The sequence below is a fragment of the Acinetobacter sp. AL9 genome (assembly GCF_041464035.1).
Lineage (GTDB): Bacteria > Pseudomonadota > Gammaproteobacteria > Pseudomonadales > Moraxellaceae > Acinetobacter > Acinetobacter towneri.
In genome coordinates, this window is sequence record NZ_JAYFSK010000019.1 from 13,543 (window position 1) to 37,333 (window position 23,791).

At 40.6% G+C, this 23,791-nt stretch carries 16 protein-coding genes; 4 read left to right on the plus strand and 12 right to left on the minus strand.

Going from position 1 to position 23,791, the window contains the following annotated elements; all coding sequences use genetic code 11:
* The first annotated feature begins 298 nt into the window (after positions 1-298).
* On the plus strand, positions 299-553 hold the full coding sequence (locus ACEO2X_RS06510) for a hypothetical protein (RefSeq protein ID WP_004973239.1): 255 nt from the start codon (positions 299-301) through the stop codon (positions 551-553).
* Between the two features lie 78 nt (positions 554-631).
* Here ACEO2X_RS06510 and pepN read toward each other — a convergent pair whose 3' ends face one another.
* Complete coding sequence (gene pepN, locus ACEO2X_RS06515; RefSeq protein WP_371971286.1) at positions 632-3,241, minus strand: aminopeptidase N; 2,610 nt, start codon at positions 3,239-3,241, stop codon at positions 632-634.
* Between the two features lie 371 nt (positions 3,242-3,612).
* On the opposite strand from pepN, the gene ACEO2X_RS06520 reads away from it, so the two are divergent.
* Complete coding sequence (locus ACEO2X_RS06520; RefSeq protein WP_371971287.1) at positions 3,613-4,770, plus strand: hypothetical protein; 1,158 nt, start codon at positions 3,613-3,615, stop codon at positions 4,768-4,770.
* 114 nt (positions 4,771-4,884) lie between these two features.
* Here the strand turns inward: ACEO2X_RS06520 and ACEO2X_RS06525 are convergent, their stop codons facing one another.
* The 6 genes from ACEO2X_RS06525 to ACEO2X_RS06550 all read right to left on the minus strand — a co-directional run bounded on the left by ACEO2X_RS06525 (position 4,885) and on the right by ACEO2X_RS06550 (position 17,343).
* On the minus strand, positions 4,885-5,616 hold the full coding sequence (locus ACEO2X_RS06525) for a hypothetical protein (protein WP_136144030.1): 732 nt from the start codon (positions 5,614-5,616) through the stop codon (positions 4,885-4,887).
* 507 nt (positions 5,617-6,123) lie between these two features.
* Positions 6,124-8,763 (minus strand): bifunctional aconitate hydratase 2/2-methylisocitrate dehydratase, encoded by a 2,640-nt coding sequence (locus ACEO2X_RS06530; protein ID WP_004973223.1) that lies wholly within the window; start codon positions 8,761-8,763, stop codon positions 6,124-6,126.
* Between the two features lie 296 nt (positions 8,764-9,059).
* A complete protein-coding gene (locus tag ACEO2X_RS06535; protein WP_004973220.1) occupies positions 9,060-9,329 on the minus strand; it encodes a hypothetical protein in 270 nt (89 codons plus the stop codon).
* 202 nt (positions 9,330-9,531) lie between these two features.
* Positions 9,532-9,891 carry a hypothetical protein gene (locus ACEO2X_RS06540; RefSeq protein ID WP_004973219.1) on the minus strand — a complete coding sequence of 120 codons (360 nt, stop codon included), beginning with the start codon at positions 9,889-9,891 and terminating at the stop codon, positions 9,532-9,534.
* A gap of 114 nt (positions 9,892-10,005) precedes the next feature.
* Positions 10,006-14,517 carry a translocation/assembly module TamB domain-containing protein gene (locus ACEO2X_RS06545; RefSeq protein WP_371971290.1) on the minus strand — a complete coding sequence of 1,504 codons (4,512 nt, stop codon included), beginning with the start codon at positions 14,515-14,517 and terminating at the stop codon, positions 10,006-10,008.
* A 21-nt stretch (positions 14,518-14,538) separates the two neighbouring features.
* On the minus strand, positions 14,539-17,343 hold the full coding sequence (locus ACEO2X_RS06550) for an autotransporter assembly complex family protein (RefSeq protein WP_371971292.1): 2,805 nt from the start codon (positions 17,341-17,343) through the stop codon (positions 14,539-14,541).
* A gap of 175 nt (positions 17,344-17,518) precedes the next feature.
* Here ACEO2X_RS06550 and ACEO2X_RS06555 point away from each other — a divergent pair, with 175 nt between their 5' ends.
* Entirely contained in the window at positions 17,519-18,838 is a 1,320-nt protein-coding gene (locus tag ACEO2X_RS06555; protein WP_253131599.1) for an MFS transporter, read from the plus strand.
* 4 nt (positions 18,839-18,842) lie between these two features.
* Positions 18,843-19,478: a 2-polyprenyl-3-methyl-6-methoxy-1,4-benzoquinone monooxygenase gene (gene coq7, locus ACEO2X_RS06560; protein ID WP_004973212.1), complete on the plus strand. Its 636-nt coding sequence runs from the start codon at positions 18,843-18,845 to the stop codon at positions 19,476-19,478.
* 313 nt (positions 19,479-19,791) lie between these two features.
* On the opposite strand, the gene ACEO2X_RS06565 is transcribed toward coq7, so the two are convergent.
* The 5 genes from ACEO2X_RS06565 to ACEO2X_RS06585 all read right to left on the minus strand — a co-directional run bounded on the left by ACEO2X_RS06565 (position 19,792) and on the right by ACEO2X_RS06585 (position 23,678).
* Complete coding sequence (locus ACEO2X_RS06565; protein WP_004973211.1) at positions 19,792-20,229, minus strand: 2-amino-4-hydroxy-6-hydroxymethyldihydropteridine diphosphokinase; 438 nt, start codon at positions 20,227-20,229, stop codon at positions 19,792-19,794.
* Positions 20,186-20,566, minus strand: a complete 381-nt coding sequence (gene folB / locus ACEO2X_RS06570; protein ID WP_004973210.1) for a dihydroneopterin aldolase — start codon at positions 20,564-20,566, stop codon at positions 20,186-20,188. Before folB ends, ACEO2X_RS06565 begins: the two co-directional genes overlap by 44 nt.
* A gap of 152 nt (positions 20,567-20,718) precedes the next feature.
* Complete coding sequence (locus tag ACEO2X_RS06575) at positions 20,719-22,017, minus strand: AarF/ABC1/UbiB kinase family protein (protein ID WP_096900942.1); 1,299 nt, start codon at positions 22,015-22,017, stop codon at positions 20,719-20,721.
* A 58-nt stretch (positions 22,018-22,075) separates the two neighbouring features.
* Positions 22,076-22,804, minus strand: coding sequence for a HesA/MoeB/ThiF family protein (locus tag ACEO2X_RS06580; protein WP_096900943.1), 729 nt, complete (start codon positions 22,802-22,804; stop codon positions 22,076-22,078).
* Between the two features lie 163 nt (positions 22,805-22,967).
* Complete coding sequence (locus ACEO2X_RS06585; protein WP_004973205.1) at positions 22,968-23,678, minus strand: hypothetical protein; 711 nt, start codon at positions 23,676-23,678, stop codon at positions 22,968-22,970.
* Positions 23,679-23,791 lie beyond the last annotated feature (113 nt).

Genomic DNA, 23,791 nt, shown 5'->3' on the forward strand with positions numbered 1-23,791 from the left:
TACTCATCTGCAGAAATTCAGCGCAGAAAAACATTCATTTTCATCAAAACTAACACATAAAACTGCATTTCCCAAGTCAGCCATATTGTCTAAATACACAAAATCGACACACTGTCATTCAATTGATTTCACTGCCAATAAAACTGACTATTCACTTAAATTTTACGCTTTTAAGGCTATAATATAAATTTGATTTTTTATCATTGGGGTCAATGTGAAGCAGTGGGTTTACGTTCTGATATGTAGCTTTATCACTTTCGGCTGTTCCCCATCCCAACCGTCAGATCAAGCCCCAAGCATGTTTGATGAACTCGATCTCATCAATACCAAAATGAATGAAATCTTGCTTCGCGATTTAGATAACTATTCTGCAGATGAGCGCAAACATATTATTTGTGAAGAATATACGCAGATTTACAAACATGAATATATGCCAATTGTACTTAAAAATTCTAAACCTGAAGATCGGCAATATAACGAGAAAAAATTACTTGCTGAATTAAATGAAACTTACACCAACTATAAAAATGAATATCAAATTCGCTGTGACTAAGCTAGATTATTTTTAATGTATTCCAGCCACAAAAAAGCCATTTCAACGAATTGATGAAATGGCTTTTAGTTTTTTAACTTAAACCTCTAACATACTATTTAGGGTTTCAACCACGTTTTTAGATTTCACCACAGACTGCAAATTTAGCAACGCTGCTTGCACTTGGTTACGTTGTGGCTCTGCCAAAGTGTACCAACGCGACAATACCTGCAATAAACGCGAACCTACAATTGGGTTTTTCTCATCTAAATACTTGGCTAAGTCAATAAAATGCTGAACACCAAAACTCCATGTATTCACAGGGTTGCTATTTAAACCACCACTGACTGAACGAATACGGTTAGGTGTACCCAAATCATAATCAGGATGTGCAGTTAAAGCCTGAATGGTTTCAGCTGTCGCTTTTGGATGTGAAGCTTGAACCATAAACCATTGATCAAGTGCTAAAGCTTCATCTTTAAAACGTGTATAAAAATCTTCCAAAGCAGCTTTGGCTTGCGGTGCATCATTCCACACCAAGACACGCAATGCCCCTAAACGCTCAGACATATTTCGAGTTGTTTGGTATTGCTGCTGTGCCAGCTCAAACGCTTCGGCATCGCCCTGACGTGCCATTAACGCCAACATGATATTCTTTAAAGCACGTACACCCATTGCCTGAGAGAAATCTTGCTGCATGTCTGGATCAAGGCTTAAATAGGTTTCTTTGCAGAATGCACCAAGTTCGCGCGCCAATGTATCTAACAGCGCATTGCGTTGTTGCTGAATTTTTTCAGGTTGATAATTTTGATCAATACGGCAGCCCAAATAGCCTTCAGAAGGTACATCAAAAATACGTGATGCCAACAAAGGATCTTTTTCAATTAAAGCAGGTACTGTATTTTTCATGGCTTGCAAATAAGTATCTGCTGCATGTTCTTCCAATAAAATACGTTCCAATAGAGTCTGAGTCGCCTGCCACTGGTTAAAGCCATTGGTTTCGTGCTGCATTAAAAATGCCAATTCATCATTAGAATAGTTAAATTCTAAATTCACAGGTGCAGAAAAATTACGCAATAAAGAAACAACGGGATGCGCAGTTATACCGCTAAATTCAATACTTGCTTGTGCCTGATCAAACAAATACACACCATCTTTTACTGAGTTTTCAACCAAAGCTTCAGACTGCAAAATATATTGCTCGCCTGTTTCTGCATTGAACAATGCCAATGCAACAGGAATAGGCAATGCTTTTAAGTTTGGATATTTGGCATTGCTTTTCAGACTTTGTTTTAAATTTAAACGATAAACCTGCGCAGCCGCATCGTATTCGCCCTGCACTTCAAGCTTTGGTGTGCCTGGTTGATTGTACCAAGTCAGGAAATTAGATAAATCGACACCTGAACCTGCGCTTAAAGCATTGACCCAATCTTCAACCGTGACTGCTTGTCCATCATGACGACGGAAATATTCATCACTACCTTTACGGAATTTTTCTTTACCGAGTAAAGTCGACATCATGCGGTTAATTTCCGCACCTTTTTCATAGACTGTTGCGGTATAGAAGTTATTAATTTCTACAAAATGATCTGGACGTGGCGGGTGCGATAACGGGCCAGAATCTTCGGGGAATTGATGTGCTTTGAGCACCGCCACATCATCAATACGCTGTACTGCGGCAGACTGTAAATCTTCAGAGAAAGATTGGTCACGGAACACCGTTAAACCTTCTTTTAAACACAACTGGAACCAATCGCGGCAAGTAATACGGTTACCTGTCCAGTTATGAAAATATTCATGCGCAATCACGGACTGTACGCGCATAATTGCGGCATCTGTGGTGTATTCTTCATCGGCCAATACACATGACGTATTGAAAATATTCAGACCTTTATTTTCCATTGCGCCCATATTGAAGGCACTGGTCGCCACAATCATATAATTATCTAAATCATACGGCAGACCATAGTGTTCTTCATCCCAACGCATCGAATGTTTTAACGCTTGCATAGCAATTTTGCATTTTGGAATGTCTTTTTCTTCTGCATAAATTTCCAGTGCAACATTACGCCCTTCAGATGTCACATAATGGTCTTTCATGACTGCCAAATCGCCAATCACACAAGCAAATAAATAGCTTGGCTTTTTGGTCGGGTCTTGCCAAATCGCATAATGACGACCTTCGCCTGCTTCACCTGTTTCTAACAAGTTGCCGTTTGCCAATAACACAGGATATTTTTTATCGGCTTCAACACGTGTGGTAAATACCGACAATACGTCTGGGCGGTCAGGATAGAAGGTAATTTTACGGAAACCTTCAGGCTCGTTTTGGGTAACAAATAAATCAGAACTTGCCTGATATAAGCCTTCAAGTTGCGTATTGCTTTCAGGATGAATGATCACGATGGTTTCTAACGTGACTTGATCAGGTGCATTTGCAATGCGAAGCTGCTCACTATCTAATTGATAGTCACTTTCCGATAATTCCGTGCCATTCAAAATAATAGATTTCAATTCTAAATCACGGCCCAATAACACCAAATCGCCTGCAGTCTGACGCTGCATTTTCAATGTTGCACCCACTTGGGTGTAATCTGCATAGACTTGAATATCTAGCTCTACAGCATCTACCAAGAATGAAGGTTTTTGATAGTCTTTTAAATAGATAGTTTGGCTGGCTTCAACCATAGGATTTGCTGCAATATTCATCTTGTCCTCATTCTTTGTGGCGATGCGCTTGTTTTTGTAAAGTTGCAATGATCATACGACAACTTTCAACATCTGTCTGCGCACAATCTATTTCAGTCTTGTTCAACAATGCTGATTTATATGGGCGCTCAACCCAAGCTTTTCAATCCTATCTGGATTAATCCTGTACAAGTAACATAAAAGCAGACTGTTTAAATCAATACCTGTATTGCTATTACGCGTAAATTTAATATTTTGATATGCAACTTCACTTCAAATACGACCAACACAGGCTAATTTTGATGATGATCAAAAGCACAGAAGCTTCCACCTTTCAGTACACAAGCCATGTATAATGACATATCACGATTTACTTGAGCTTCTATTTCACAATGCTACAAATTCTGCAAAAACAATTAGATGAAAGCACATTATGCCCTTTGTGTCAGGCATCTATGTATTGGGTAGAAGCAGAACAATATGAGCAGGAATTAAATTTTCACCAATGTAGTCATTGTGAACATCGCATCTTTCAAAATAGCCAACAACAAAACTGTCATTGCGCAAGCTGTACCCAACAACGCAAAAAAATCATGGCGGAAACCCGCTTGCAAGAACAACAAAAATTCAAAAAACAGGATGCACCTGAACGCGAATTAAATCAGCTGCGTTTTATAGATAAATTATTTTTATTGAGTATTTTAGATCAGCATGCACAGGAACATATTCCACATGAAGAATTTATAGATTGGGAAAAAATCAAGTATTTAAATATTACCCCCAACTATTTTTTCCAGCACGGCATGATCAAACATTTGCTAAAAGAGCAAATATTAATTGCCAAAGATTTTGCGGAAAATGCGCAGCAATATTATATCAATGTCCGTTTAGATGGTTATTCTGAACCAAGCTTATTCAGCATTGCACAACAATTACGTTATTGGTTTTATGAAAATCTGAGTATGGGCACACCGTTCAAAACAGCAGATGAAGTCAAAGATGCGCTGTATTTATTGCTGTATCAAGAGATTGTGCAGTTTATGCAATTTTATTGTCGAACTTGGGGAATACAAATTGCGGGCAACCATAGTTTTCAGAGCTTTTGCTACCGACTTTTAGATGCCTTGGCGGTTGGGCAAATTTATTACTTGGTGCAAACTGCTTTGGAATTTTTATACCAACAAAAAGCACTCAAACCGCGTAATGAAAACTTTATTAATACCAATTTACTGAAAAAGACTGTGCAGCAATACCGAGAACGGTCAGTGGCTGAAAAATGGGAGACCTCTACCCTGCCACGCCCGCCTAATTTGCCTTTCAGCTATATGAGCGAAATTTTATTCTTCCGCTTTTTGGGTTATGACGAAAGGATTTTCTTTCAACCTGTGTGGCGTTCTTGGCGAAAAATTGAAGCACGACTTAAATTTTATTCACTTAAACGCTGTATGCACTGCGGATCGGATGAACTGACTGTCGATTATGACGCAGAAAATTATGTGTCCTTATTTTGTCGCAACTGCAAACATCAAGATCATTATTTCACTCAATAAAACTTTGGTGAAGATGATGGTTACACCCCATCACTGCCCAAATTCATCATCTACTGCAGTATAGAGTCAACAGGATACGTACAGAGGATTACAGTTTTTCGATGTGATAAGCACCTAATCCACTTTTCTGTTTAGTGCTAAATTGAGTGCCGTTTCAGATAAAGTTTTACCGTCTAATTTACAAATACACATAATGCCCCAACCATCAAAATAATCAGGCGCGTGCTGCAAAAAGAAATTGGAATGTACATCTTGCGGAATTCTCAAATGCATCAGTTGCTCAAAACTTCGTGCTGGAGAATGAGTTTCATGCACATATACGCCTTCACCGCGCTTTTGAATTTCAGGATACCGTGCCGCCATAAGCTGCAAAACTTCATGATATTCCTTAGGCATAGTTTTCCCGACTCTTGGGAAAAAACTTTTAGAACGCGAAGCAAACAAAGAATAAATCTTCGGTTGATTAATGCTAATCACAAACCACAATGGAATAAATGGATTTTTTAAGCGTCGATTCAACATGGCTTTGACTGCACTTGGAATCGTCAAATTTTGTTTTTGATATTCAGACAAAAAACCCGCTCGTGAATTGACCACATGCATAGGCTGTTCATTATAATGAATCAAAATAAAAGGAATAACATTTTGCCCAACCACTTGATCTCGATCATGATATTGAATAACCATGACTGCGATTGCATCGGGGTCATAAACAAAGGCTTTAAATTCTTCTAAACTCGAATTTGGAAAGATTTTTTGATCGAATTGATAAATTTTTTCAAAAAAATACGATTGCTGCTGCATTGAAAGCGCTTTAAAGTCAAAAACTGTTTCTATTAAATTCATAAAAACAACCCAGTTTCATATTTAAAGAGAGACGCAAAATTTTTTTAATTGGTCAATGCATTAATAATATGACACATTTTAATTACATAATTTTACAATCATTATAGTAAGTTATTAAAAAATATCCAATTTCATTAAAATTAAAACTAAGTAGTTCATTTCAATAAAGTTTTTACCAAAAATTATAATTAAAATTGAATACCAGCATTAATCCATTATATTTTGTGACGCAGTTTACATTATTTTATGACAAACGGTATTGATATGCAAATTTATATTGTTTTAATAAGTTAAATCCTAATTTATTTCATAGCTTACGCCCCTATTTTTAAAATCAGCTAGGCAAGCTGAAATATCACAATCTATGCTGTTTTAAATGTCATTCATTATTAGATTGAAATTTTACGCATAAAAATAAGGGCTGAATAATCAGCCCTTATTTGATCTTGCTTATCGCTCAACACTCGAACAAATCATAGATTTGCTCTTGCGTTTGCTTTTCCTAACTTAGGTCAACTGAGCAGCAGCAATTTTCTTGGTGTCTACATTCGCAGCAGCGTCTGTGTAGCTTTCCATCTGGTCAAAGTTCAAGTACTTGTAGATGTCAGCAGACATGCTGTCGATTTGAGAAGCGTACTGTTGGTATTCTTCTGGTGTTGGTAACTTACCAAGTACCGCTGCAACAGATGCAAGCTCAGCAGAAGCTAAGTAAACGTTTGCTCCTTGACCTAAACGGTTCGGGAAGTTACGTGTAGAAGTAGATACTACAGTTGTGTTCGGTGCTACACGTGCTTGGTTACCCATACATAATGAACAACCTGGCATTTCTGTACGCGCACCCGCTTTACCGTAAGTGTTATAGAAGCCTTCTTCCATAAGTTGACGCTCGTCCATACGAGTTGGAGGCGCTAACCATAGACGAGTAGATAAAGAACCACCAGGAACTTTGTCTAATAACTTACCAGCAGCACGGAAGTGACCGATGTTTGTCATACAAGAACCGATGAATACTTCATCAATTTTGTCGCCTTGAACGTCAGAAAGAAGTTTTGCATCATCTGGGTCGTTCGGGCAGCAAAGGATTGGTTCTTTGATGTCTGCAAGGTCAATTTCATACACTTTAGTGTATTCTGCGTCAGCATCAGCTTTAAGAAGTGATGGGTTCGCTAACCATTTTTCCATGTTCTCAACACGACGAGCCATAGTACGCGCATCGCCATAACCTTCAGAAATCATCCACTTAAGCATGGTGATGTTTGAACGAAGGTATTCAGCAACTTTCTCTTCAGAAAGTGTGATAGAACAACCTGCAGCTGAACGCTCAGCAGAAGCATCAGACAATTCAAATGCTTGTTCAACGGTTAAGTCAGTTTCCATTTCTGTTAAGTCGATTTCTAAGATACGACCAGAGAAGATGTTTTTCTTACCTTTCTTCTCTACAGTTAAGTCACCTTCTTTAATTGCGTAGTAAGGAATCGCATGTACAAGGTCACGTAAAGTGATACCAGGCTGCATTTTACCTTTGAACTTCACAAGTACAGACTCAGGCATGTCAAGTGGCATAACACCAGTTGCTGCAGCGAACGCTACAAGACCAGAACCCGCTGGGAAAGAAATACCAATTGGGAAACGAGTATGCGAGTCACCACCAGTACCTACTGTATCTGGAAGAAGCATACGGTTTAACCAAGAGTGGATAATACCGTCACCTGGACGTAAAGAAACACCACCACGGTTCATGATGAAGTCAGGAAGCGTGTGTTGCATTTGAACGTCAACTGGTTTTGGATACGCAGCTGTGTGACAGAAAGATTGCATTACTAAGTCTGCAGAGAAACCTAAGCAAGCTAAATCTTTTAATTCGTCACGTGTCATTGGACCTGTTGTATCTTGAGAACCAACAGTAGTCATCTTAGGTTCGCAGTAAGTACCTGGACGAACACCTTGACCTTCTGGAAGACCACAAGCGCGACCTACCATTTTTTGAGCTTGAGTGAAGCCTTTGCCTGTGTTTTCAGGTTGTACTGGAGTACGGAACAAAGTAGATGGTGCAAGACCTAAAGCTTCACGCGCTTTAGCTGTCAAACCACGACCAACGATCAAGTTAATACGACCGCCTGCACGTACTTCGTCTAGAAGCACTGGAGTTTTAAGTTCAGATTCAGCGATTTGTGCGCCGTCTTTGAACGCTGTTACTTTAGCAGCAGCATGGTCGATTTTAAGAGTGATTTCATCACCCATGTTCATATTAGAAACGTCGATTTCTACTGGTAAAGCACCCGCATCTTCCATTGTGTTAAAGAAGATTGGCGCAATTTTACCACCTAAGCAGTAGCCGCCATCTTTTTTGTTTGGAATGTGCGCGATTTCATCACCGAAGAACCAAAGTACAGAGTTAGTTGCAGACTTACGAGAAGAACCTGTACCAACAACGTCACCCACGTAAGCAACTTGGTTGCCTTTCGCGATAAGGTCTTTGATTTGGTTTAATGGACCAACTTCACCAGGAACTTCTGGGTTGATGCCATCACGTACGTTTTTCAACATTGCATTTGCGTGCAATGGAATGTCTGGACGACTCCATGCGTCTTGTGCAGGTGACAAGTCGTCAGTGTTGGTTTCTCCAGTAACTTTAAACACTGTAAGTTTGATTTCTTCAGGTACATCTTTACGGCTAGTGAACCATTCAGCATCAGCCCAAGATTGTAAAACTGCTTTCGCGTTTTCGTTACCTGCTTTTGCTTTGTCTGCTACGTCATGGAACGCATCAAATACAAGCAAAGTGTTTTTCAATGCTTCAGCTGCTAAGCCAGCCAATTCAGCATTGTCTAAAAGCTCTACTAAAGGTGCTACGTTATAACCACCAAGCATTGTGCCTAGTAAGTAAACTGCGCGCTCTTTAGAAACGAGTGGAGAGGTTGCTTCACCTTTTGCTACAGCAGCTAAGAAAGCAGCTTTAACGTATGCCGCTTGGTCAACACCTGCAGGTACACGGTTTTCAAGCAAATCAACCAAATAAGCTTCTTCGCCTGCTGGTGGATTTTTTAATAATTCAACTAATGCAGCTGTTTGCACATCATCAAGTGGCTTCGGTGGGACTCCGAGTGCGGCACGTTCTTCAACGTGTTGGCGGTAAGCTTCTAGCACGGTGTTATTCCTCTTTTTTAAAAAATTATTTGTGAATTCCTGCTTTTAAAGCATCACAAACAATATGGACTGCAAAATTTTACTAAACTTCAGGTTAAAAGTTAATGCAACTAGAGTGTTTCTTTGTGATGCCCATTATTTTATAACTAAATGATGCGCATATTGTTCAATTTACAGGCAAAACACGACTTAATTTTAACTTTGTCTGTATGTACACTAACTTTTCGCCTAAAGTTTAACTCGTAAAAAAGGCAACGCTCATGTTGCCTGTTCTAATGAATGAATGATATTCCACCTTAGTGTACTGTTGTGGCTTGAAGATAGTGCTGTAATTGTTCGCGACTACCTTCAAACTTGAGTTGAATTTCATCTTCATGCAGCATACAGTGTTCTGCACTGGTAAATGAAATTTGAACTTGATATATCTTTGCAGGTGCATCAATTTGCTGACGTAAATACACCCGATCACCTAAACTTAAAACATAATGACTGCCGCCAATTACCGCGACACCTTGTTCATCTTCTAAGAGCAAATCTGCATTATGCAGGTAAGCAACCACTTCCATTATGCGCTCCTACTGTTTTTGTTATGTTTTTAATTATTCATGAAAAAGATAAGCTTTGCCAGTTTTAAGATTTAGAACTTGTCACAATTTATTTGTTATTTATTTTAGTTTTAGACGTTTGATTCACTTAGGCTATTTTTTGATAAAAGATAGTAGAAGTACAAAACATATTTCAATTTTAATTCATAAAAAAACCGTTCTTTTAGAACGGCTTGTAATCAGGCATTTTATCATGCGGTGTCGCGATACATTTTTCAGTAAATTGCGTACGGACTTTTTCACGTGCCGCATCAACATCACCATTAATTTCTTCAAGTGGCAATGCATAGACTTGCTCAATAATCTCTAAAATAAAATTACGAGTAATGTCATCTTCAATTTTATTGGCATGCTCAATCGCACGTTCTTTTTCAATCGCATTTTGACGATCTAGCATGATGGTACGCGCAGCATTGCCAACACTTCGGCAATAGCCTTGCCATTGTTCTTCAGGGGTTAAGGGTTTCTTTTCTGCACAGCCCATTAATGCAAGCACTGCAGTCACCACCAAAATCTTTTTCATTGAAGCTCTCCTGTTGTGCTTATGATAATCAAAAGTTTGCATAAATACGAAACTATCCATGTACAAGCTTAAAAAATGCGCTCTGATTGAACGCATTTTTAAGTGAAGTTGCCGTTAGAAGCGCCAGTTATAGAAAATATCCACGGCGCGTTCTAAAGCTTGACTAGCTTCCAAATACAGTCGTTTATTCATTTGATAACGCAAAGTCAACTTATTGACAGGTGTGAAAACCCCCACGCCATAACGAATAAACAAGTCTGGGGTGATATAACCCGTCAAACTGACTTGGGTATCATCGCCTGTACCTTGGGCATCAAGTGCCAAACCACTTAAACCGAATGTACGTCCAATTTGATTGGTCAAGGCACGTGTACCACCCAATCCCATACTAATACCTGCCGCTGCAATAGTATTGTTGACGTCTGACTTAAAGCTTTCGGTCTGACTCAAACCACTGGTACCTTCATTGATACGACCTGTAATCAAAGCATTTAATGCTTCTTGTTCAGATAAGCCTGCATCGTTATACACTTGAATGTTCGGACTGCTGGCTGTGCCTGTAACTCTAAAGCCGACCATGCTGCCCTGTACATTTTTATTGGCATCCATATCTAAAGTTGGGTTAGAAATTGGGCCATTAAAACGCGCAATGGCACGGTTCAAATCCAGACTTTGTCCATAGGCTTCAATTTTCACACGCTGGCTGACCCCAATCGCACCATTGGCACGCATCGCAGTTTCTAAACCACGTTGAGATAAATACAAACGTCCAATCAGTGGAATACGGCTATTAAAACCTTGGAAAATGACCCGATCACCCAAATTCAATTCAAGATCGGCACGAATATCCCATGGACGAGCTGAACGTAATAATGCCAGTTGATCTTGTCCTTCATGTACCACACGCACATCCGAAGACACGTTAACCACAGGTGCAGACACTTCAGGCATAGAAATTAAAGCCCGAGGTACATCTACACGTCCTTTTAAACTCAGTTTTTTCTGGAAAGGTAAAACATCTAAGGATACATCTGGCGTAATCATTGCAGTAATTAGCGGTGCTTGACGAATTAATAAGTCTTTACCGTTTAAATTTAACTGAATACGCGGATCATATTTCCAATCCACACTGCCCGTTAAACGCCCTACACCACCACCGCTGTTAAATGCGCCATTAATGCTGGCTTGATCTTGGCGGATAGAGGAATAGACCTGCACATTGGTCAGATTTACAGGTAACGAAATCATGCTGATCGCACCATCTTTCAGGCGCATTTCACCTGTGAGCAATGGTGAAGTTAAAGTCCCATTGATCTTGCCAGCAAAGGACAAAATGCCTGCCATTGAGCGCACATCGGCAATAAACGGTTTAAAAACTTTAAGTTGTACCTGATCAAAGGCAATTTCACCGCGCATTGGCATGTTTTTAGTGTAAGGATCAATCAGCACATTGGCATAACCTGTACCAATTTCAGGTGTTTTCACATCTATGCGTAATTTCAAGCCTTCGGCAATGCTTTTTGCGACCACAGCCACTTGTTCATAGCGCAAGGTTGAGCCTATATCTTGTGGATCGTCCGCAGCAAGTCCAATGACGCCATCACGCGTGACCAAATGTGCATCAATTTTTGGCTTCTGTCCTTTTGCCCACGCCGCTTTGGCATACCCATTAACCTTGCCTGTAATCGCCAAACCTTCAGGCATAAATGCAGAAAAGTCATTTAAGTCTAAGTTTTGAGTCACAAATGATGCATTGGCTTTGGTTTTACTCACACGAATAGGTTGATCAAAACACAATTGGCTTTGCTGACTCATCCAACAATGCGCACCAACATACAGCTCACTGGTTTTGTGTTGATAAATCACGGCCGCGTTTTGGCGCTGTGCCAAATGGGTTCTTAAGGAGTCAAAATCCCCTTTCTGAATTTGTCCCATCCAATCATTTTGTGCATTTAAACCACCCGCCAATTGTACATAAAACTTACTCAACTTATTTTCAGCTTCCAGTTTTAAAATATGCGCCTGACGTGTGCCTGCTAAAGAAATCTGCCCTTGCTCAATGCCACGGTTACCACTGCGTAAATTTTCCATGGATGCCGTCATCAGCGTTGGCGTATTTTCAGAAGTTGGCAATTCACCTTGTAAGCGCAACTTACGCACGCTGAAAATATTATTGAGGCTGAACTGATCAACTGCAAAATTGGCGGTGGCTTGTAAGCGTGGCTGCGACTGCACATTGATATAGCCATAAGCACGTCCACGCAAACCCGAATAGATTTCGTATAAAGCAGGCGCATTGACTTTAATACGCAGATTTTGTGCATTGCCCGTTGCTTGTAACTGATTTTTGGCATAAGACAAAAATAGATTATTGGCTTCAAACTGTTGAGGTAAAAAGCCTTTTTGATTGGCATCAATCAACATGGCTAAATTCCCCGTACCACGTACAGGTTTATTATTGAGCATGCCTGCCAAATTCAGATGTTCAATGTTGATCCGTTTTTGAGTGTCTGACCAAATACCTTCAGTGCGGATATTGCCCGATAATTCACCACGCACACTGGACACAAAATAGTGCGGCTTAAAGCGAATTAATGAGGCATTTAAATTCCAACCTATGCCATTATTCAAATGCAGCAAACCATCCGCCACAATTTGCCCTGCAACACCATTATGGCGTAAGTCGCTAATTTTAATTAGTTCCGGCGTACCCGATAATTTTAGTTTTAAATGTCCTTCACTGCCTTGAATGGCACTGGCATTTAACCCACCATCATAATTCACGGCAAAACTTTTAAAGCCACCACCAGCTTTCACATCATGGAACAATAAAGCGATGGTGCTTTGCCCAGTTAAATGTACGTTTTCATTTTGATTGACCAAACGCCCTGTCAAATTAATATCTTTCAAATGAATAATTTGCTGATTCGGCAATGCAAAACCATTGGCTTTAAACTGCCCATTTAACACATTAACAGGTGCTGCGGTGCTGATACTTTGCGGATTAAAGTTTTTCGCAGCCAATACCGCATTCCATTTCAACTGACGTTTATCAGTTGGTAAATCAATGACGGCGCTGCCTGCCAAATGACTATCTGCAGTATCAAATTTAAAATTAGGAATATTTAAACGATTATTCTTTAAATTCAATTTGGCTTGGTACATGCCCGCAGGTAACATGGTTTTTTCATGTGTGCTGACTTTACTCGCCACAAAAATATCTTGCTGACCTTCTACCAAGGCCAATTGCACATCACCCGATTCACTTTTCAACCAACCCACATACGGCACAGCACGGTCTATGTTGTTCCAGCGCACATCAAGCAACATCGGATTTGCCGCTTTGCCCTGCGCAGGTTTTTGATCGAGTTTTAAATTCCAAGTTTCATATTGGTCAAAATCGACTTGTGCAGTTAAGTGTGTGCCTTTTTCCAAATGACCTTTAGATGCTAAATTGGCATCTAAACTTGGCGGTAAAAAGTCTTTGACCACTTGAGGAATTAGTGGATCTTTAGGATTAATTTTATCCAGACGTCCTGTTAAATCCCAATTGACTTTTTTATCCCAACTGACAATGCCCGCTACATTGGCAGCACCTTGCATAAGTTGTGCATTTAAATTACTGATATTCAGTTGATGAACTAAATCGGTATACATCAGACCTGTATATTGACCTTTAGGGATGTGTTTACCGCTCAAATCCGTATTGACATCAATATCTAAACGCTTGATATCGCCTTTAAATTTAGCTGCACCTGCTTGGGTAAAAAGTTCCTGCTCGGTCAAAATAGGCCAACGGTAGTTTTGAAATTGTAACTCACCAAACATTGGCACTTGCTTACGCATTGGATGCAACACTACCCATCCCGTGAGCAAATCAGGCGTATTTGTTGCAACACCCGCCTGAATCGTGTCGAGTGTGCCTTTGCCTACTACTTTAATATCGTGAATATTTAAGCTGTCATGTAAAGAGGGAATATTTAAATCACCCACCACATTAAGCGGATATTTACCTTCAAATTTCATATCGCCTGTGGCATTGCGTACATTCAAATATCCCATATCCATATTGGAATCTTCAAATTTCAGTTCTGTACCCGACCACAAGGCATTATTTAAATCAATATCGTAAAAATCGACCTGCGTACCAGAGGCGGTTTGAATCAATAAATGATCGACATCGGCAGTATCTAAACGCAAAACAAAAGGTAAGCGAATTTCATTGAATTTGAATGGATCATCACTTGGTGGGCCTTTCGGATAAATCCGCAGATTACGCACATCGGCACGATTGAGATGGATTTCTTTATCTAAAATGGCACGCCAACCAAGAATGACATCGGCACGGTCAATTTTGACATCAACAGGCTTTAAACTGACGATGATATTGCGCAGAATAATCCCACGCCATAAATTACCGCCTTCATATTCATAATGAATTATTTCTTGGCGCTGCAATACGCTGTCTAATAAGAACTTTGAGCCACGGTCTGTTGAGAACATCACCACCAAAGCGGACACCAATAAAACCAGCATCAACAGCAGTGACAGTAAAACACTCCTGAGTATTCGACGCTTTTTAGGTGGCGTTACTGGAGTTTCTGGTTGCTGTTCAACTTCAGCCATAATGTTCTCTAAGTCTTAAATTTATAGTTGAGAGCCAATAAAGAAATGTAAACGGATTGGATGGTTATCATCTGAAATACCAGAAGCCACATCAATCCGAATTGGGCCAATTGGTGATGCCCAACGTACCCCCAAACCTACGCTATATTCGGTGTCGTTGCTAAAGTCTTTATCGTAAGCATTACCAAAATCACTAAATACTGCTGCGCGCCACCCCTCTTTAAATTGATAGTTATATTCTAATGAACCAACCGCCAAAGCCTGACCTCCAATTTTAAAGCCTTCAATTTGTGGTGTTAAAGACTTGTAGTCAAAGCCACGTAAAGACTGGTCACCACCAGTAAAATAACGCAAATTATAAGGCACTTTATTAAAATCTTCGGTGTAGATATAACCTAAGTCACTGCGTCCGACAAACTGATGATCGTCATTTTCACCCAATGAATAAATAAAACGCCAACCTGCATTTAGAATGGCTAAATCTGCATCGCTGAGCAGTGATTCACTCCCCAGTTCTATTTTATAAATTTGGCGGAAACCTTTGCTTGGGTTAACACGACGGTTACTGTCGGTACGTGAAACTTCATAGCCAAGCAATAACGATTGTTGCTCGACATCACCATTGGCAATAAACGCATCAGGCACTTTTTCCAAAAATACAGTGCCATCTTCAGTTAAGCGATCCAGTCGATAACGCAAGCCAAAAGTATGTTGCCAACTGCCCATTGGGTTTTTAATCACACGGTCTACACCTGCAACCGCAGATTCAATCATCAAGCCGCCACCTTGTGCAACATCGTCACGTTCTTCACGCTCATAACCGCCAACCAACGCGACATAATCATTCAAGGGATGGTTATAAGGAATATTATAACGTCCATCAATGGCTTGACGAATTTGCGAAAGCTCTAAGTTGGCATCGAAAGAGTGACCACGTTTATTGACAATGGCACGGCGATATTGCCCACGCAAACGCACGCCTGTGTCAGTTCCGTAACCTGCACCGACTTCGGCACTATTTAAGCGGTCTGCATTTAAAGTCACAATCACAGGAATTTTTTTGTCTATGCGTGCTTGCTGTTTTAAGCGTTCTTCTTCTGATTGTTTGTCTTCTTGCTGTGCTTGTAGCATGCGCAGCTTATCGTTGCTCGCACCTTCTTCTGTGCCAGCAAATTCAGCTTCGTTCACCACAGATTGCGTCACTTCCTGAGATGACGCCACCCGTTTTTGATCGACGACTGTGGCATCGTAAACTGAGATTTTTTGTTGATCGACCAAAGCCTGAATATCAGGTGGCAATTCCAAAGGATGCTCTACAGGATCAGGACGGATCGTATCAACTAAGGTGTAGTTGAAATAACGCGAGTTGGTGAGGTTATTGGCCAAACCATTTACACGCCAAAAAGTATAGTCAGCATTGTCCTGCCAAGTGACCATACTTTGCAGAATATCCATATCCAAAGGGAATTCTTGATTTGGATCGCTCATACGAAATTCAACATTTCCGAGTTTATAACGCTCGCCTGTTTCATAACGTAAATTGATATCGGCTGTATTTTGAGGTTGAGCGACTTTAACGTCATGCAAACGCCAGTAACTGTCAAAATAACCGTTATCTGAAGCGGCATCGGTAATTCGTTTTTTGGTTTGCTCATACAAACCATGATTAAACACATCATCTACTTCTTGATCAGGCAAGACACCAATAACCTGAAATTGTGCCTCGTATTGTCCTTCACCTGTAAATTCAATATTTTGCTGTTTAATCGCCACAGGTGGATTTGGCACAACCTGCACACGCACGCGGCTATCACTGAGTTTTTCAAACTTAAACTCGGCATTATAAAAACCCACCGCCTGCGCAGCCTGATTTGACAACGTACGCAGTTGCGGCAATGCCGATGGAAAATCTGCAAAAGACTCCTGGGTAAAACTGGACAGTTTGGCCTTAATATTGGCACTTAACTGATCTACCGCTGTACGATAAGCATCGGGCGATACCTCTCCAATTGAGTTTTGTGTACCATTGACACCATTTGCGGTAATGACCACATCTGCACTAATACGCGGCACTTTGGCTGTATTTAGCTCACGCGGTGGACGGACTTTATACAGTAAACGTCTGAAAAAACCGGGTTTATCGGCATTTTCCACCTGCGTCATCCAGCCCAATTCAGCCATTAAGGTATCGTTAGGATTGGCTTCCACTACAAAATTACTGTCTGCCTGAATATTGGTTATGAGCTGATCGACATTTACAGGCGCTTGATCAATTTGCAGTAGCTCCTGCTGTGTTGCGTCTTGAACCAACGTTTCTGGCACTTGACCATTGCGGTCTAGCATCGCTTCTTGTTTGGCTTGTTCTGCCACCTGAAAAATTTCATTGGCAAGCCCCTGATCTACAGGTGCAATGGGTAAATCTTCTAAGTCTTCAAATTCGATAGGCTGAAATTCAGCAAAAGATGCCCCTGCCTGTTGTTGCTGTTGCAGCATTTCTAGACTATTAAATTCAGGTGTTTGCGCTTGCTCTAAAGCTTCTTCTATTTTTTGTAGATCTTGGGCACTGTCTTTACCTTGTGCTGCTGCCAGTTGTTTAATTTCTTCAGCTAAATTTTGTGCTTCTTCTGTAGTTGGAGTCTGCAGTGATGTAGGATTTTCAGCGAGTTGGGTGTTGGAGTTAGATACCTTAAGACTTTCTGCAAAACTTGAGGATGCAACTAAACCTAAAAACAGACTTAGTCCGAGCTTTTTCGGCATATTCCAGCATAAAATTGCATGCATACTGGAACACAGTACTGATTTTTTAAAGTTTGTATTTACAAGCATAAAAAACTCTAAACTGATTTAATTTTTATGGAAAAACCCCAATGAACCCGCGTACAAACACCAATTTATTTGATTTTTTCATCAGTGAAAAGACTTGAAACATCATACATGATTTTCTGTACTATTATATCAAGCGGTCACATTTCTTAATAAAACTAAACGAAGTTAATCACGCATGGAAAAAAATGAACATTTGTTGAGGAGTCGTCGCTTTTTGCCGATGTTTCTCACTCAATTTTTTGGCGCACTCAATGATAATGTGTATAAACAAGCGCTGCTTTTGGTCTTTACCTATGGCTGGATTAGCCAACAATCTGCAAATGTCAGCACCCTGAACAATTTGGCAGCCCTGCTGTTTATTTTGCCCTATTTCATTTTTTCTGCCACCGCAGGACAATTGGCAGACAAGTATGAACGCGCTCAATTGGTACGTGCCATCAAACTGCTTGAAATTATCATCATGCTGATTGGTACCGTTGGTTTTATTTTAGGAAATTTGTGGCTGTTGCTGATGGCCTTGTTTTTAATGGGTGCACAATCGACCTTTTTTGGCCCAATCAAATATGCCATTTTGCCTGAAGTACTCAAACCGCATGAACTGATGTCGGGCAATGCAATTTTCCAGTCAGGTACATCCATTGCAATTTTATTGGGGATGATTTTAGGCGGTGCAGTGATTTCGGTATCTGCAGGCAATTTAGTCTGGATTAGCTTAACTGTGGTGATTATTGCACTAATTGGTTATGCCTCAAGTCGTTTTGTGCTGACGCAGCGCGTCACGGCACCCGACATTCAAATTGACTGGAATTTTTTCCGCACCAGTTTCCAGACTTTAAAATATGCCAAAAGCCTGCCGATGATTTTTTTGATCTTACTTGGAAACTCTTGGTATTGGTTTTATGGGGCAACGTATTTAACCCAAATTCCACAACTCACTCAACAAAACTTGCATGCTTCTGAAAACGTGGTGAGTTTATTACTGACGCTCTTTTCTGTCGGTATCGGTGTGGGTTCTTTACTCTGCCGTAAAATAGGCGGTACAGACGTTAATATTAAAATGGTGCCTATTGGCGCAGTCGGTTTAACCGTCTTTGCTTTTTATTTGGCAGGCGCATTGGCTTTTGTACCAGAAAAAACAGGTGCGCTATTGGGCTTAGCCGAAGTCTTTCAGCAAGACTGGAGTTATTATCATGTCATGTGCGCAGTCACTTTACTCGGCATTAGTGGCGGTTTTTACATTGTACCCTTATATGCCATGATGCAAGCCTATTCCCCTCGCTCGCACCGCGCACGTGTGGTCGCAGCCAACAATATTTTAAATGCGGTATTTATGGTGTCATCTGCCATTTTTTCGATTTTAATTTTAAGCATTTTAAAAATTGATTTAAAAATTTTATTTAGTATTACGGCTGTTTTAAGTGCTGTTTTCACCTTTTGGCTCTTGTTAAAGCTCAAGCCAATGTTAGATACTGCACAGGACTCTTTGGAGGATTAATTTCATGCGTCATTACACAGGCATCGACAAGTTTATTCATTCATTTGACCAAGCCTTACGTAGTTTAGTACCTGGCACAACTTCGGCTCAACGTGAAAACCCGGGCAATACGGTTGAAACCAAATTGGCTGTGAGTGAAGCACGTCATGTTGCAGGCTTAATGCGAGTAAACCATAGTGGTGAAGTCTGTGCACAAGCCTTATATCACGGTCAGGCTTTAACTGCGAAATTGCCCAATGTACGTCGTGAAATGGAACAGGCTGCAATTGAAGAACAAGACCATTTGGCGTGGTGCGAAGACCGCTTAAAAGAGTTAGACAGTCACACCAGTTTGCTTAATCCTGTATGGTATGGCTTGTCTTTTGGGATGGGTGCAATTGCAGGTATTGCGGGCGATAAATACAGTTTGGGTTTTGTGGCAGAAACTGAACGTCAAGTCAGCTTGCATTTAGAACATCATATTAGCCAATTGCCTGAACAAGATGATCGTTCACGTAAAATTCTAGTCCAAATGAATGAAGATGAATTGCATCATCGCGATACGGCGCTCAAAGCAGGTGGTGTAGATTTGCCTGTACCTGTACGTTTGACCATGACTGCGATTTCCAAACTCATGACCAAGACCAGTTATTATATTTAATGAATTGATAACACTTAAACGCTCACGATTGTGGGCGTTTTTTTATGCCAACAAATAGAAAAATAGCTCAATTAAAACGATCAAGACATAACAAAGAAAGAGCCGTTTGTGAGTTATCCCAAGATTTATCCGCAGAATTTGTGGATATTTTTTAAGTGCAAAGCCGTATAAATACAGAAAAATATTATTTTTGATGGTTTTTCATACAAACATATCAGCAAGATATGACACAATGATGTAAGCCGAAATCAGATCACGTATCACAGCCAAAATTTAAAAATGCATCACTGATCTGCCAATTTTACTGGCTGATTTACTCTTCACAACTCACAATGGGATAGTCATGCGCAGAATGCACAAAAGCCTCATCTTGCCAAATATCCCACATTGGAATTTTAACATCTAAAGCAAGTGGCATTTTTTTCGGATTGAATTGCATTTGAGCTAAATTTTCACCCCACGCAATAATATCAATATCCAGCGGAATGTCATGCGATGGGCGCACACGCCCTGCTGCAACTTCCAATTCCTTAAGGATGACGTTTAGATGCTCAAAGCTTAAACGGCTTTTTAGCAAACAAGCAGAATTCCAATAGTCTGCACCAATTCCATCACGGCATGGAATCAGATAAATGTGCGAAAAATGCACTTCACCCAATGCAGCAATTTGCTGATAGGCATTTTTAAACTGACGCGGTGCTTCGCAGTTACTCGCCAGAGCGAGGGCAAAAATCGTTTCGGTGGCGTTCAAGACGAATTCCTACAGAATTGGCTTCTGGAATAATGGCAGGTTTGCGAATGGTGATGGTAATGGATTCAATGGCGGCAAAAGTCGTAAAAAGTGCATCCAATACCAATTGTGCGGCATGCTCAATCAATTTGGGCGCAGCCTGCTGAATCACTTGCGCTGAAATGCTGCAAATTTCTGCATAATTGAGCGTGTCTTGCAACTCATCTGAAGCTGCAGCTTGGCTTAAATTGGTGGCAATAATCAAATCCAACATAAGCGGTTGTTGAATCTGACGCTCCCATGCAAAACAGCCGACGACTGTTTCTACCTTTAAGCCTTCAATGATAATTGCATCCATGACCACGCTCTATATTTCATTTTAAATCCTTCTATCTCTGTCTATTGAAAGGGATATTTGCCGTATTTTAAAGCCACACTGAACTCATAAAACAAAAGATCGGTGGCTTTAAAATATGCAACCAGAAGGCTTGATTCGCCCAATATGGATAATTAATGCTTTAACAACAAATTCGGATCAATACTTTGTACCATCTGCAGTCGTTGATCGGCATAAATATCGGTATAAGGTGCTAAAACGCGCATGAAACGGTCAAAGTACAACATTTGCTTGAACAGTAAAGCAAAGTCACGTGGGAAACGAATCCCATGACGCTCACCCACAGCAACCATATCAAGCATGATGTCATTTAAATCTGCAGGGTTAGAAGTCAGCAACTCTTGAGGATCGGCCAGCAATACGCCACTAAATAAACGCTCTAAATCTGCTGCCAAAACCTGAGTATCAATTTGCGTGTCGGTCATGCCCATTTTGAGCATATTTTCCGCCATAAGCGTGTAGTTGGTATTTTGCAAGGCATCCATAAAGGCCATACAAGCAGTCCACACTTCAGGATTCAGCTGTCCGACAATACCAAAATCAATAAAGCCGACACGTCCATCTTCAAGTAACATCAGGTTGCCTGCGTGTAAATCGGCATGGAAACTGTTACACATCATCAAACTACCGAACCATGTATTCATGGCAGTAATCAATACTTGCGATGGGTCGTTAGATACTTGTTTCACCACGTCAAAATCGGTCAAAGGTACGCCATACAAACGCTGCATGGTCAATACGCGACGGGTGGAATATTGATGATAGACCTTAGGTGCAGTGGCTTTTTTGTTTTGGGTCAAATTCAGATAATTAATAAAATCATCTAGGTTACGCGCTTCTTCAATAAAGTCGACTTCACGCACCATACGAGTTTTGATTTCTTCGACAATATCGGCCAATGACGCAAATTTGACTTTAGGTACTGCTTTTTCGAGCAGTTTAGTCGCCCAGTGCAAGACGTTTAAATCGGTATAGAGAATAGTTTCTACACCCGGTTTTTGCACTTTAATCACCACATCTTCGCCACTCACCAATTTTGCAGCGTGTACTTGTGCAATAGATGCTGAAGCTAGAGGCTTTTCATCTATTGAGGCAAATATTTCATCTAAATTGCGCCCTGCAAATTCAGATGCCAATACTTGCTGCACATAGCTAAACGGTAAAGTTGGGGTTTGGTCTAAACAACCTTGAAATTCTTCTACATATTCACGTGGGAACAATGACGGCGTACTGGCAATAAACTGCCCAAGTTTAATGTAGGTTGAACCTAAAGATTCAAATGTTTCGCGCATGAGTTTGGCATTACTTGGCTTTTCAGTGGCATATTTAATGCCTGCTTTGGCTGCCACTACGGCAGTTTCACCCATGCGAGCAACTGAACGTAAACCATCTAACCAGATATTATTTTTCATCATGTCTGAGTCATATTAAAGTAGTGAGAGTTTAACAAAAAATTGCCAAGTAAAAAGGCTATCTTGCCTGACAAACTGGACAGTTGTGGTCTTGATCAAACGACAATAAGCGTTGTTTCATGCTTAAACCATCCCAAAGTAATAGCTTTTGTTTCAGCGCGGTGTTGCCTAAACCCAAGTACAATAAGGCATGATGCGCTTGTAAACTGGCCATGACGTTGGGAGTGGTTGCCAATACGCCACTGTCGGCACAGCGTAAACTTTCATTGGCATGCTGTTCTTTCGGGAACAGACATTCATAGCAAGCGGAGTCACCTTCAACCATAAACATTTGCCCTTGAAAACCAATGGCAGAGGCACTGAGTAAAGGTACATTCAATTGTCGGCAATATTGATTGACCAAATATCGGGTACTGAAATTATCACAACCATCTAAAACTAGGTCTTGTTGGGCAACTAAAGTGCCTGCATTTTGCGCATCTAACAGCGTGGTTAAACAAACAATCTCGATATAAGGATTAATTTGCATTAATCTTTTTGCGAGAATTTCGGCCTTATAAAAGCCTAAATCTGCGGGGGTATAGGCGATTTGTCGTTGCAAATTACTGGTTTCAATCACATCAGCATCAATCAGAGTGATTTTTCCCACGCCTGCACGTGCAAGTAATTCTGCGCTTAAACAGCCAATCCCGCCACACCCCACAACAAGTACGTTGGCCAGTTTTAATTTTTCTTGGGCTTCAATATCCCAGCCATCCAATAAAATTTGTCGGCTATATAGATGCATTTCTGCATCGCTCAATTCCAACTGAGTATCGAATATGCTTTCCAAGAAAATACCCTATTCTGCAAAACCAAAACGCCAAGTATAACGGGTATTCAAAGCAAACCGCCATGACGGCGGTTGAATTGTTGCGTATTTGAACAGATGGAGATGTGCAACGACTTGCTTAAAAGTGCATCCGCATGCCTACGTTATAAGTAACGCCATCGGCATCGCCTATATATTCATTATAATAGGCAATTCCACCATTCCAGTAACATGCCGTATTCCCGACTTTGTCTGAGGTTGTCCCATCTTTACAGGTGGTATTCGAGGTGCTGTCATATAACCATTTATAACCGGCAGTGGCGTAAATCGAGAAATCAGGAACAAAGTTCAAACCGACTTCTACGCCCACAGGTAAAGTGACAAAATTGACATCATTGGCAAGCAGCTTTGAACTTGCGCCGCTATAACCTAGACCTGCGTATGTATTGAAATAAAAACCATGATAGCTGATCAGGTTTAAATTCCCACCCATATTGAATTCATAATAATCCAAATCGTATTCATTGTTTTTTAAGAATTCCAATCTGCCATAAAAACCTGAGCGATGTGGCGTGGTGGAAACACCCAAAGCAAAACCATCTAGTTCTACTGTATCGCCACTGTCAAAATCTGCTTCAAAATTGGCGTATTCGGCAAAGACTGCATAATTTTTTTGTGGCGTTTTTGCTGCTGGATAGCTGGAATAGGCTGTACTTTCAGCAGTTGGGGCTGGGTTCCAGTTTTGTGCATAACTGCCAGAGGCACACAACAGTAAAGCTGCGCCCATCCATATCGACTTCGTAAATATCCGCTTTGACGGCTGCGTGAAATTTAAATGAGCTGTTACCATGATGTTCTCCCCCAATATGTATTGCGCTGCCTACATGCTTTTATCGTAATCGAAGTACATGCAGCCTTGTTCATTGTGTCAGCATAAAGTTGAAAATATCACATCACCAATAT

Bases quoted from the DNA above. Each gene is read 5' to 3' on its own strand.
- ACEO2X_RS06510 (WP_004973239.1), top strand. From the start codon at position 299: ATGTTTGATGAACTCGATCTCATCAATACCAAAATGAATGAAATCTTG.
- pepN (WP_371971286.1), bottom strand. From the start codon at position 3,241: ATGAATATTGCAGCAAATCCTATGGTTGAAGCCAGCCAAACTATCTAT.
- ACEO2X_RS06520 (WP_371971287.1), top strand. From the start codon at position 3,613: ATGCTACAAATTCTGCAAAAACAATTAGATGAAAGCACATTATGCCCT.
- ACEO2X_RS06525 (WP_136144030.1), bottom strand. From the start codon at position 5,616: ATGAATTTAATAGAAACAGTTTTTGACTTTAAAGCGCTTTCAATGCAG.
- ACEO2X_RS06535 (WP_004973220.1), bottom strand. From the start codon at position 9,329: ATGGAAGTGGTTGCTTACCTGCATAATGCAGATTTGCTCTTAGAAGAT.
- ACEO2X_RS06540 (WP_004973219.1), bottom strand. From the start codon at position 9,891: ATGAAAAAGATTTTGGTGGTGACTGCAGTGCTTGCATTAATGGGCTGT.
- ACEO2X_RS06545 (WP_371971290.1), bottom strand. From the start codon at position 14,517: ATGGCTGAAGTTGAACAGCAACCAGAAACTCCAGTAACGCCACCTAAA.
- ACEO2X_RS06550 (WP_371971292.1), bottom strand. From the start codon at position 17,343: ATGCTTGTAAATACAAACTTTAAAAAATCAGTACTGTGTTCCAGTATG.
- ACEO2X_RS06555 (WP_253131599.1), top strand. From the start codon at position 17,519: ATGGAAAAAAATGAACATTTGTTGAGGAGTCGTCGCTTTTTGCCGATG.
- coq7 (WP_004973212.1), top strand. From the start codon at position 18,843: ATGCGTCATTACACAGGCATCGACAAGTTTATTCATTCATTTGACCAA.
- folB (WP_004973210.1), bottom strand. From the start codon at position 20,566: ATGGATGCAATTATCATTGAAGGCTTAAAGGTAGAAACAGTCGTCGGC.
- ACEO2X_RS06575 (WP_096900942.1), bottom strand. From the start codon at position 22,017: ATGAAAAATAATATCTGGTTAGATGGTTTACGTTCAGTTGCTCGCATG.
- ACEO2X_RS06580 (WP_096900943.1), bottom strand. From the start codon at position 22,804: ATGCATCTATATAGCCGACAAATTTTATTGGATGGCTGGGATATTGAA.
- ACEO2X_RS06585 (WP_004973205.1), bottom strand. From the start codon at position 23,678: ATGGTAACAGCTCATTTAAATTTCACGCAGCCGTCAAAGCGGATATTT.